General features: G+C 40.8%; 10 protein-coding genes. 6 read left to right on the forward strand and 4 right to left on the reverse strand.

Going from position 1 to position 12031, the window contains the following annotated elements:
• Positions 1-41: 41 nt before the first annotated feature.
• The gene (locus tag DYI03_RS11280; RefSeq protein ID WP_025064582.1) at positions 42-1118 is read left to right on the forward strand and encodes an FMN-binding protein; all 1077 of its coding nucleotides are present in this window, start codon (positions 42-44) and stop codon (positions 1116-1118) included.
• Positions 1119-1268: 150 nt separating this feature from the next.
• Here DYI03_RS11280 and crcB read toward each other — a convergent pair whose 3' ends face one another.
• On the reverse strand, positions 1269-1643 hold the full coding sequence (gene crcB / locus DYI03_RS11285) for a fluoride efflux transporter CrcB (RefSeq protein ID WP_036870339.1): 375 nt from the start codon (positions 1641-1643) through the stop codon (positions 1269-1271).
• Between the two features lie 308 nt (positions 1644-1951).
• On the opposite strand from crcB, the gene DYI03_RS11290 reads away from it, so the two are divergent.
• Positions 1952-4585: an endonuclease MutS2 gene (locus DYI03_RS11290; RefSeq protein WP_021669550.1), complete on the forward strand. Its 2634-nt coding sequence runs from the start codon at positions 1952-1954 to the stop codon at positions 4583-4585.
• Between the two features lie 263 nt (positions 4586-4848).
• On the opposite strand, the gene DYI03_RS11295 is transcribed toward DYI03_RS11290, so the two are convergent.
• Genes DYI03_RS11295 through DYI03_RS11305 form a run of 3 tightly spaced genes read right to left on the reverse strand, consistent with a single transcriptional unit; the run spans position 4849 to position 8076 of the window.
• Positions 4849-5664: a porin family protein gene (locus DYI03_RS11295; RefSeq protein ID WP_021669549.1), complete on the reverse strand. Its 816-nt coding sequence runs from the start codon at positions 5662-5664 to the stop codon at positions 4849-4851.
• Positions 5665-5689: 25 nt separating this feature from the next.
• The gene (locus DYI03_RS11300) at positions 5690-6805 is read right to left on the reverse strand and encodes a PCMD domain-containing protein (RefSeq protein WP_021669548.1); all 1116 of its coding nucleotides are present in this window, start codon (positions 6803-6805) and stop codon (positions 5690-5692) included.
• A gap of 53 nt (positions 6806-6858) precedes the next feature.
• The gene (locus tag DYI03_RS11305; RefSeq protein ID WP_025064584.1) at positions 6859-8076 is read right to left on the reverse strand and encodes a penicillin-binding transpeptidase domain-containing protein; all 1218 of its coding nucleotides are present in this window, start codon (positions 8074-8076) and stop codon (positions 6859-6861) included.
• A gap of 235 nt (positions 8077-8311) precedes the next feature.
• On the opposite strand from DYI03_RS11305, the gene DYI03_RS11310 reads away from it, so the two are divergent.
• The 4 genes from DYI03_RS11310 (at position 8312) to rimO (ending at position 12006) form a co-directional block, all read left to right on the forward strand.
• Positions 8312-8932 carry a DUF4738 domain-containing protein gene (locus tag DYI03_RS11310; RefSeq protein WP_036870341.1) on the forward strand — a complete coding sequence of 207 codons (621 nt, stop codon included), beginning with the start codon at positions 8312-8314 and terminating at the stop codon, positions 8930-8932.
• Positions 8933-8957: 25 nt separating this feature from the next.
• The gene (locus tag DYI03_RS11315; RefSeq protein ID WP_004355301.1) at positions 8958-9413 is read left to right on the forward strand and encodes a DIP1984 family protein; all 456 of its coding nucleotides are present in this window, start codon (positions 8958-8960) and stop codon (positions 9411-9413) included.
• A 254-nt stretch (positions 9414-9667) separates the two neighbouring features.
• A complete protein-coding gene (ftsY, locus tag DYI03_RS11320) occupies positions 9668-10624 on the forward strand; it encodes a signal recognition particle-docking protein FtsY (protein WP_021669544.1) in 957 nt (318 codons plus the stop codon).
• An 80-nt stretch (positions 10625-10704) separates the two neighbouring features.
• On the forward strand, positions 10705-12006 hold the full coding sequence (rimO, locus tag DYI03_RS11325) for a 30S ribosomal protein S12 methylthiotransferase RimO (protein ID WP_021669543.1): 1302 nt from the start codon (positions 10705-10707) through the stop codon (positions 12004-12006).
• Positions 12007-12031: the final 25 nt, after the last annotated feature.

The following is a 12031-nucleotide window of genomic DNA, read 5'->3' on the forward strand; positions in this document are numbered from 1 at the left end:
AAAAGAAAGCGATTTGAACGCTTCGCACAAAGAATATGACAATGAAGAAATTGCAACAAATCCTCATGTTAGCACTTTGTCTGCTCGTTTTGATGGTGGCTGCCGTGCAACGCGACGGAAAAGTGTGGGGAAAAGACTTTAAAGACTTATTCAATGATAAGCCAAAGACTGCTAAAATAGAAACATTGCGCACCTTAGAAGACGGCACTATCGTGGTGAATACCACCGATTTAGGCAACAAAATTGTGGGTTATGCAGGCACGGTGCCGTTGGAAATCTATATCAACAATGGCAAAATCACGCAAGTGAAATCGCTGAAGAATACCGAAACGCCCGATTTCTTCCAAGAAGCCGCTTCGTTGTTGTCTTCATGGAACGGCAAAACAGTAGATGAGGCTTTGAAAATGCGTGTCGATGCCGTCAGTGGGGCTACCTATTCATCGAAAGCCATTATCAAAAACCTCCACCTTGGATTGGCTTATTATGATAAAAAAGCAGCAAAAGAAGAGCAAGTAACCTTTCAATCGCTTGATTTTAAAGTATATATGGGCTTAGCAGTGGTATTGTTAGCCGCCATTCTTCCCCTCTTTTTCAAAAACAAATACTATCGTTTGGCACAAATGTTGCTCAACGTTTTGGTCTTAGGATTTGGTTGTGGTACCTTCCTTTCATGGTCGTTGTTCATCAATTATCTATCGAGTGGCATTTATTTTTGGGCTTCCCTCATTCCGATAGTCATGCTTGTAACCGCTTTTATCTACCCACTTTTTGGAAAAAAGAATTATTATTGCAACCATGTTTGCCCTTGTGGTTCCTTACAAGATTTGCTATCGAAAACAAAAGTCAAGAAATGGCGTCTATCACCATTGACTACCAAAGTTTTACGCACCTTTCGTTCGTTGCTTTTCTTGGGTCTTTTGGTGGTAACTTTAAGCGGAATTTATTTGGAATGGATAGACTACGAAGTTTTTTCAGCCTTCCTTTTCACCTCCGCTTCTTACATTGTGCTTGCTCTTGGCATCGTTGTTGTCGTGCTTTCCCTCTTCATTCCCCGCCCTTATTGTCGCTTTGTTTGCCCAACAGGGTGTCTTTTGCGCATGGCAGAGGGCAGAAAATAATTTTTCTTGTGTCAGTTAAAAAATTAAAGCGTTTGTTTTGCACTGCAAAATAGACGCTTTTTTTCTTTTGAAAATAGGCTGTTTTTTAAAAAAGTAAAAGGTTGTAAGTCGGCAAACAATTTGCGAATGATTTGTTAGCAACGATGAAAATTAGAAAACTCGTGCCAATTGTTGTCCAATAATGAGGGCAACAAAGCCGAGAACGAGGCTTGCGAGCGTGTAGAGTAGGGCAGTGGTAGGCATTCCGTCCTTCATCATCGCAGCGTTTTCGTTCATAAAAGTTGAAAAGGTGGTGAATCCGCCGCAAAAACCTGTTGTAAGCAGCAGGCGAGTGTTAGGTGTTAGCCAATTATTCATCGATAGCGAAGAAATAAAACCTATGATGAAGCAGCCTAAAACATTGACAGTGAAAGTGCCAAACGGAAAGGTTGAGTTGCATGAAACGGCTAAAAGGCGAGATACAAGAAAACGCAATCCCCCACCAAAGAAACTACCAAAACCTACAAGCAAAAAGTCTTTGAACATATTTTTTTGTGGACAAAGTTACGAATTATGCAATTAAAAAACGAACACCCACTTAAATTAAAAAGAAAAATAGTAACTTTGTAGTGGCTTTTTGGCTTGAAGGCTTTGAGGGGCTTTGAGGAATTTGAGGAAGAATCGGACGGGTCGGATTGTCAGACAAGTCAGACGTGGGGAGAGTGTTAGGGGCTTTTTAGCAAAGTCGAACAAGTCTGATTCGTCTGACCTGTCCGACTCGTCCGAAAAAAACTAACTCGTCTAAAAAAAATATCCCCCCTCAGGCTTACTACAATGAATATTGAGAAAAAAAGATGATATATCCCAACAATTTTGAGCAGAAAATAGGTTTCAACGAGATACGCACTTTGTTGCGCGAACGCTGTCTTTCAACGCTTGGCAAGGAACAAGTAGACCTTATGGAGTTCTCTACCGACACTGAACAAGTGAACCGTTGGTTGGCTGAAGTTCGTGAATTTCGGCTGATTCAAGAGGGTACAGAGCCATTTCCGTTAGACAATGTTTTTGATGTTCGTGAAAGTGTGGCACGCATTCGCCTTGAAGGAACCTACATGGAGGAGGGCGAACTTTTCGATTTGAAGCGTTCCATGGAAACCATTATTGCCGTTGTGCGCTTTCTTAGCATGGGCGATGAATTGCCAAATGGTGATATAAATCATACTTACCCAGCACTTTATGCGCTTTCCGACGGTGTGGCTACGTTCCCTTTATTGGTGCAACGCATCAGTCAGATAATTGATAAATTTGGCAAAATGCGTGATACAGCTTCGCCCGATTTGCTCCAAATTCGCCGTGAATTGGCTCGTATGGAAGGCAGCATATCCCGTACTTTGAACAGTATCTTGCGTTTAGCTCAAAGCGAGGGTGTTGTTGAGCGTGATGTAACCCCAACTTTGCGTGATGGACGACTGGTAATTCCTGTTGCTCCAGGCATGAAGCGCAAGATTTCGGGCATTGTTCACGATGAAAGTGCCACAGGAAAAACTGTTTTTATCGAACCTACTGAGGTGGTGGAAGCCAACAATAAAGTGCGTGAATTGGAGAACGAAGAGCGCAAAGAAATCATTCGCATCTTGCGAGAGTTTGCCAAACAAGTGCGCCCCAATGTGCGTGAAATTCTCGATTCTTACCATTTTCTTGCACTGATTGATTTTGTTCGTGCCAAAGCGGAGTTGGCTCGCACGTTCAAAGCGATAGAACCCAAAGTGGGAGCAGAACCTCACGTCGATTTTATTCGTGCCATTCACCCTCTTTTGCAGCTTTCGTTAAGCCGAAAACAGCGTACTGCGGAAAATAATGATGTTCCTTTGGCAGTCGTACCATTGGATATTCAAATCACAAAAGAGAAGCGTTTGCTCATTATTTCGGGACCGAATGCAGGCGGAAAGTCGGTTTGTTTGAAGACAATCGGACTACTTCAATACATGCTTCAATGCGGTTTGTCAATCCCTGTTGATGAGCGTTCTATGGTAGGAATGTTCAAAAACTTGATGATTGACATAGGTGACGAACAAAGTATTGAGAACGATTTGAGTACCTACTCATCGCATTTGATGAACATGAAGAACATGATGAAGCAAGCCAACCCCTATACGCTCATTTTAATTGATGAGTTTGGAACAGGAACGGAGCCACAAATTGGTGGTGCGATTGCCGAATCGGTATTGAAACAATTTTGGAAAAAGCAAGCGTGGGCAGTCATTACCACCCACTATCAGAACCTAAAACATTTTGCCGAAGACCATAAGGGAGTGGCAAATGGTGCAATGCTTTACGACAGACACGAGATGCGCCCACTTTTTCAGTTGGCAATTGGTCGCCCAGGTAGTTCGTTTGCCATAGAAATAGCTCGCAAAACGGGTATTCCAGAGGAGGTAATTAGCGATGCTTCCGAGATTGTTGGCTCAGATTACATACAGAGCGACAAGTATTTACAAGATATTGTTCGTGACAAACGTTATTGGGAAGCCAAGCGACAAACTGTGCATGGACACGAGAAAGAATTGGAGCGCACCATCGCTAAATACGAAAAAGAAATAGAGGAGTTGCGCCAAAGTCGAAAGGAAATTATCAAAAAAGCGAAAGCCGAAGCCGAAGAAATCATACGAGAGAGCAATAAGCGCATTGAAAACGTGATTCGTGAGATACGCCAACAGCAAGCCGAAAAGGAGGCAACGAAGCGTTTGCGCCAAGAATTAGCCGAATATGAGGAAGCGATGCTCAACGATTCGGTCGCTCAATTGAACGAAAAAAACAAAGCCAAGGCTAAGAAACCTGCCAACAAAGCAGCGATGCGTGAGGGTGGACTCATGACAGACGAGGAGCTGAAAGCCAAGATTGAGAAAATAAAAAATCGTAAGGAACGCCACGAACGTCATGTAAAGGAGAAGGAAGAGCGCAAGCAAACGGCTGCCGAATCGTTGAAAGCAGCGACAGAAAAGCGTGCTAAGAATCGTCCAATTGGCAATGGCGACACTGTACGCATAAAAGGTTTAACGTCAGTGGGTAAGGTTGAAACCACAGACGGAAAGCAAGCCACTGTGATTTTTGGTGGAATGCGTACTAAAATGGCTGTTTCACGATTGGAACATGTGGACACTGCAACGATAGAAGAAACCAAAAAACAATTTCAAGCCTACAATTACAGTCGCCAAACACGTGAAACGATTGACCAACACCGTAGTCAATTTAAACAAGAACTTGATGTGCGTGGTATGAGAACCGATGAAGCGTTGAATCAAGTGCAATATTTCATTGACGATGCTATCCTCGTGGGTGCCAGTCAAGTACGCATTTTACATGGCAAAGGAAATGGAATTTTGCGCACCATGATTCGTCAGTTCCTCCATTCCATTCCTAATGTTACGAATTGTCGTGATGAACATGTCCAATTTGGTGGTGCTGGTATCACGGTGGTGGAGTTGTAATAATCCCACATTGACGCTTTCGCAACTTAATGTATTCACTTTAAAAATCAGCACCTTATCCTATTTTTTTTGAAATAGGCTGTTTTTCATCTTAAAACCGCCTGTTTTGAATTGCAAAACAGGCTGTTTTGGGAAATAAGTCATTTATGCTGAATTAACGATGACTGCAATTGATTTCCATTTCATATATAAAAAAGAAGAAGGGAATAAGCCTAAGCATACCTATCCCCTTTATTCTTGCGTTTTATTTTAATCGTGTGTTTTTAAAATTTATAGCCAAATCCTATGTTCATATAAATGGGGTACATGTTGAAAGAAATGGTTTTGAAACTGCTTTCAAATATATCTTTGAAACCCCAAGTTAGGTCTGCATTCAATGTAAAATGGCGGAACATATTCCACGAACCACCGATTTGTGCGCCCCAATTGAAGTGATTGAGGTTACTGCTAAAGTCGTATGTCGCCACTTTGTCGTTATCAAAACTTACTTTTTCGCCTGTTGGGTCGCCTTCACGCAAGTATCCGTTGCTCACTTTACCTGCAAATTCGCCGTCAAGACGGAAAGAGGTAAAGATGCCTGCGCGTATTTTCCATGCGTTGTTAATGCGATAATTCGCCATAATAGGTATGGAAAGGAACGTACTGTTATAGTGTGTTTTAACATAACCAGTCCAATAACCTGAAGTTTTGCTGCCGTCATTGATAATTTCCATGTGGTATGCTTTGGTTTTTGCACCTGTTATCATACCTTTTTCTTCAAATTTCAATCCTGCTGAAACACCCCATTTCATTTCAGGACCAAACCATTTTGTTGCCACACCTTCTAAGGTTGCGTTTAAACGTGGACTATAACTATCGATTTTTCTTATTTCTTGAGGCAATGAAAGGGGGCTTGCACCACCAATATTCACCCCAGCTCTTACTTCAAGTTCCCAACCATTGCGGTCGGTAAGTTCTATGGCTGAGATGAGTTCTTCTTGTGCTTGTGCTGTCAAACCCGTGAAAAGGAAAAGAAAAAGGCAAGCAAACTTACTTGTTTTCTTTAATGAAAAATTGTATATAGCTGATATATTGTTCATTGTTTTTACGTTTAATTAGAATTGATTACTTGGTAAAAAGTTCCATTTCGTCTACATAAAGCGTGCTGCCAACGGCTCCATTAAAGTTCGCTCCGTCTTTACTTGACGACATGATAATGGCTAAACTATACTTTCCGTCTTTCAATTTTTCCATATCAACCACACGTCCGTCCACTGAATTAAAGTCGATAACGAAGTGAGTCCACTCATTTGTTTCTTTTTTATCTGTTACTTGAGCAAAAAGAACTATATTCTTGCTGGTCTGAGCGTTATTTCCATCTAAGTAAGGCGTATCATCTGTTACTTCAAACAATACTGCGTAAATATCAAAATCATCTCGTTTGCCACTTACGATACTGCTATTTTTATCGGTATAAACATCGCCTGCCTTGTACTTATAATAGCCTGAAAGTTTGGTAGGTATCTTTCTGAAAGGCAAACCAAAGTGGGTTGATTTCGCCATATTACCTAATTCGATGTTGAAAGTACCCATGAACAAGTTGCCAGCGGCAATAGGCGCTTTGAATCTTTTACCCAATTCGCCTGTATCTTTTGTAGTAAGTTTTACGCATTTGCCCAAGACGCCACCATCAACTTGGCAAGTTGGATAATCTTCAGCCTTTGCATCTTGGTGCGTAATGAGGTATCCTGCGTTTCCACTTCCCCATTGCATGATATCTTTGCCATTGGTTGTTTCATAAAAGATGTGGAAATACTCTTTTTTAACACCTTCCCTATCGGTATAAGTGTAATATTTTGCATTTTCAAAATGATATTTTGTTGCCACGTCATCGGTGATAAACGACACTTTGTATGGCTTTTTCCATTGTCCATCTTCCGATGTTACAATGTAATTTTGCGGTGTTAAGAAGTTACGAACAGTACCACTTGCAGGGTCAATGGTAGCACCTGGGGTCAGTTCAAACTCGGGTGCCATCTTCGTTAAATCCTCCCAACCATTCATATAGAACCGAACTTCATTGTTGGTAATGATAGGCATACGCGAGGTTTTATAATCTTTCAAGGTGGCTTTCGTTATGTCTGCCTCTTTATTTAAGGCTTCATCTTTGATACACGAGCCGAGAAGTAAAATGAGCGAAAGGCATATCGTGCCTTTACAGAGAACGTTTAGATGTTTCATTTTTTTTATTTAATGATTTATATTGCGATAGATAGTGAATAAATTGTATTCTTTTATTTCTTCTTTTTCGTTGTATTTGCCGTTTTTATCGACTTTTTCGTTGGTTTGATAGCTGCTTTTGTTTCTTTTGTGAGTGCCTTTTTTATGATTTTAGCAGCAATTGGAGCAGCCACTTCAGCCCCCCAACCACCATTTTCGATGAACACTGCAATAGCAATTTGCGGATTGTTCATAGGCGCAAAAGCAATGAAAGTGGAGTGGTCGGCACCCTCATTTTCCACCGTTCCGGTCTTTCCGCAAATGGTATAGTCGGGCGTGTTGATAGCATAAGCCGTTCCTGAAGTAACCACACCACGCATTCCTTTTATAATAGGCTCGTAATATTTGGGCGCAATCTTCGTATTATGGCGTTCAAAAAAACGTTGTGGCAACGTATATCCCTTGCCCGAGCGAGTGATATGAGGCGTATAAAAGAAGCCACGATTGGCAATGGTAGCTGCTAAATTGCACAATTGAAGCGGCGTACAGGTTAAATCGCCTTGTCCCATACCTGTCCAAATGGTGGTCAATGGGTTCCACCCACCTTTATAACGGCGTGCCATATAAGCTGAATTAGCAATTAATCCGCCTTTTTCATCGAGCAAATCAACTCCTAATGGTCCGCCCAAACCCATGCTAATCATGTAGTCGTGCCACGTGTCTAAGGCGTTATTATAGCTCCCATATTTGGCTTTATTGCCAATCATGAGTTTGAATGCTTTCAAAAAATAGGTATTGCACGAAGCCGAAATAGCTCCTTCCAACATCAAAGGTTGGCGATGTTTGTGGCAATTTACCTTTATATTACCCTCACGAAAAGCCCCTCCACAATGCAATTTTGTAGTGGGTTGAATGATTCCTTCTTGCAAATAAACGAGCGCATTCGCCACTTTTATGGTAGAACCTGGTGCATAAGCCGTTCCGATAGCGAGGCTTAAATTCTCTCCTTGAGGCGAATTGGTAGCTAAACAGATGATTTCTCCTGTTTTAGGGCGCAGGGCTACAATGCTTCCTTTCTTATCTTTTAAAAGCTCGGCAGCAAGGGTTTGTAGTTGTGGCAACAGGGTTGTAGGTGGCTCGTTTGTCGTTTTAGCCACCATTTGCTTCACTTCTTTTTGCTTATCTGGTTTGTTTGGATAGAGCCGCTCCATTTCTCCGTGATATTCTTGCGCCAAAATGGGCAATGTTATCATGGAAAAAACTATCGCTATGATGTATTTTTTTGTACTCATACTCTCTTCGTTTTCAGGGTGCAAAGTTACATAAAACGTTTCGGAAATTAGCATTTTTTTTTAGCTTCTTTAGAAATCTATGGCATTGAATGCCGCACATCTATCGTAAAAGCAAGCACCTTGTGCCACCAATAAATAGCTTTAAAACACCAAAACATGTTGTTTTTCTTTTCAACGTTTGGCAGTGTTAAGAAAAAGTCGTAAATTTGCATAATATAATAATTTAAAACTGATGATGAAAGTATCACGCAACATTGTAGTTATCCTTATGCTCGGAGTAATTTCCGTAGTGATAACATCGTGCAAAGAAGAAAAAAAATCTGATAACATTATCACCAAAATAAAGCCAAAACCCAAGGCTTCGCATCAACCACAACAACTTTCAAATTTTAAATACCAAAAGAATATTGAGTGGTTGGGCAAGAATTATACGATTCTTATTGAACGCCATGCTGATAAATCGCTGCCTATGGTAGCCGATTCCGATGAAAAGAAATATTATGACAATAAAATAACGCTCACAATCTTGCACTCTGACGGTACGAAATTCTTTAATAAAACATTCCAAAAAGATGATTTTAAAGCATTTGCACATAATAAATACGTTAAAAATGGGGCGCTTATAGGTTTGATGTTCGATAGGATTGAAGGCAATGTGTTGAAGTTTGGAGCCAGTATAGGCTCGCCTGACCCCAATAGCGATGAGTTTATTCCTATCGATGTCAATATCAATAACTTAGGAAACATGAGTGTTACTTCTTCAGTGGAACTTGATACGCAAAGCGTAGTGGGACAAGAAAAGTCCGAAGAGAAGCCTAAAACAGCTCTCGAGCAGGCTGAAGAAGACGGAATGTAAAGGTATTTAAAACAAAATAAGAATAATGAAATTAGCAGAAGCATTGTCAATTCGCAAAGAATTGAATAGAAAAATAGAGCAATTACAAGCCCGATTACTCGCAAATATAAAGCTACAAGAAGGTGATGAACCCACTGAACCAGTGGAAGATTTGATGAAGTCGCTTGATAATAGTTTGAAAACATTGGAAGAATTGATTGCTCGCATCAATAAAACCAATATGCACACCTTGCATAATGGGCGCACATTGACCGAAATGATGGCTGAAAAAGAGGTTTTAACCTTGCGTGTTAGCATTCTACGAGATGTTTTCAATAAAGCAAACGAAGGACATGACCGTTATTCTCGCTCTGAAATTAAACTCATTACCACCATTGATGTGCGCAATTTGAGCAAGCAAATTGATAAATTGGCAGAGAAATTGCGCAAATTGGATATTGAAATTCAAGGACTAAACTTCCTCGTTGAATTGGAAGATTAAAGATATTTTGGTGTAACCCAATGCGAAGGGCGAGTTGAAAATAAAGGATCATGAAACGTTTGGGCGCGTTATAAAATAAAATTTACGTATCAAGCCCCGCACGTTAGCATGGTTTACGCTGCATTTAGCATGTTTCATTACCACTCAACTGACTTCGTCGGAGGGCGAGGGTGGGTTTAGGGAAGTTTTTTTATTCATCAAAGTGCTACATTTTTCAATAAAAACTTTGTAACTTTGTAGCAAATTAGCTAATTATGGGATTTTTCGGACTTTTCAACAAAAAGAAAAAAGAAGTACTCGACAAGGGTCTTGAGACTACAAAGCAAAGTGTATTCTCTAAAATTGCACGCGCAGTAGCCGGCAAATCAAAGGTAGATGATGAGGTTTTAGATAACCTTGAAGAGATTTTAATCACGTCTGATGTGGGCGTTGATACGACAGTGAAAATCATTGAGCGTATTGAGGAGCGCATCGCACGCGATAAATACGTTTCAACATCGGAGTTGAACGATGTTTTACGCGCTGAAATTGCCAATCTACTCACGGAAAATAATACTGAAAATGCTGAAGATTGGGACTTGCCAACCGACCATAAACCATACGTTATACTCATTGTGGGCGTAAATGGAGTAGGCAAAACTACGACAATCGGCAAACTTGCTTACCAATTTAAGAAGGCTGGAAAGAAGGTTTATCTTGGGGCTGCTGACACTTTCCGTGCTGCTGCGGTGGAGCAAATACAGATTTGGGGCGACCGTGTTGGCGTTCCTGTCATCAAACAACAAATGGGTTCCGACCCTGCAAGTGTTGCTTTCGACACCTTACAAAGTGCAAAAGCCAATGGGGCTGACGTTGTTATCATTGATACAGCTGGTCGTTTGCACAATAAAGTAGGACTCATGAACGAGTTGAAAAAGATTAAAGAGGTCATGAAAAAGATATTACCAGAAGCACCAGACGATGTTATGTTGGTCTTAGACGGCAGTACTGGACAAAATGCGTTTGAGCAAGCGAAGCAATTTGCATCGGTTACGCAAATCACATCACTCGCTATCACGAAACTCGATGGTACTGCAAAGGGTGGAGTAGTGATTGGTATCAGCGACCAATTGAAAGTTCCTGTAAGATATATCGGCTTAGGAGAAGGCATAGAAGACTTGCAACTCTTTAATAAAGAGCAATTTGTAGATAGTTTATTTAAGCAAGACTAAAGGTTTAAACCTACAAGTTGAGAACTTAAAATACAGCGCAAAAATCTAAATTGTAAGACGAAAAAAGCGCCCAATATTGCATGAAGAAAAATCAAATAGATATTATCACCATGGGGTGTTCCAAGAATCTTGTTGATTCGGAACTCCTCATGAAACAATTTGAAGCCAATGGATACGATTGTGTACACGATTCTGAAAAACCAGAAGGCGAAATTGCAGTCATAAATACTTGCGGTTTCATTGATACTGCCAAGGAAGAAAGCATCAACACAATCCTTGAATTTGTTAATAGAAAGGAAAACGGACAACTGAGCAAACTATTTGTAATGGGTTGTCTATCACAAAGATACAAAGAAGACTTAGAGAAAGAAATACCAGAGGTGGACAAATTCTATGGAAAATTTAATTTCAAAGAATTGCTAACCGACCTTGGCAAAGCTGAAGTAACGGCATGTAATGGGCGTAGAAGCCTTACTACACCGCATCATTACGCTTATATTAAGATTGCGGAGGGTTGCGACCGCCATTGCGCTTATTGTGCAATACCACTTATTACGGGCAAACACCGTTCAAGAAAAATGGAGGATATTCTCAAAGAAGTGGCTGAATTAGCCGCTGCAGGGACGAAAGAATTTCAAGTAATTGAGCAGGAATTGACCTATTATGGGGTAGATTTGGATGGCAAACACCACATCACGGAATTGATTTCGCGCATGGCGGATATTCCTGGCGTCGAGTGGATTCGATTACACTATGCTTATCCAAATCAATTCCCTATGGATTTGTTAGATGTAATGCGTGAAAAGCCACAGGTTTGCAAATACTTAGATGTGGCTTTACAGCATGTTTCCGACAATATGCTGACCCGTATGCGCCGCAATGTTACCAAGCAAGAAACTATGGATTTTATCCGTTCATTGCGCGAAAAGGTGCCTAATTTGCACATTCGTACTACGCTTTTAGTGGGTTTTCCTGGCGAAACAGAGCAAGACTTTGAAGAATTGAAAGAATTTGTGCGTTGGGCTCGCTTCGAACGCATGGGTGCTTTCGCCTATTCGCACGAGGAAGGCACTTACAGCGCATTGCATTATGAAGACGATGTACCCGAAGAAGTGAAGCAAAAGCGGTTGGACGAAATAATGGCAATACAGCAAGAGATTTCAGCAGAGATAGAAGCTGAAAAGATTGGCAAAGTATTGAAAGTTATTATTGACCGTAAAGAAGGTGAATACTACATTGGACGCAGCGAATTTTGCTCACCAGAGGTAGACCCAGAAGTGCTTATTCAAGCCGACAAGACATTGAAAATTGGCGAATTTTATCAAGTCCGCATCACAGAAGCTGATGAATTCGACCTTTATGGAGAAGTTTTAAACGACTGATATAATAGTTCTTACAAAAATACTC

Origin of the sequence: Prevotella disiens (assembly GCF_900454955.1) — a bacterium.
Classification (GTDB): domain Bacteria; phylum Bacteroidota; class Bacteroidia; order Bacteroidales; family Bacteroidaceae; genus Prevotella; species Prevotella disiens.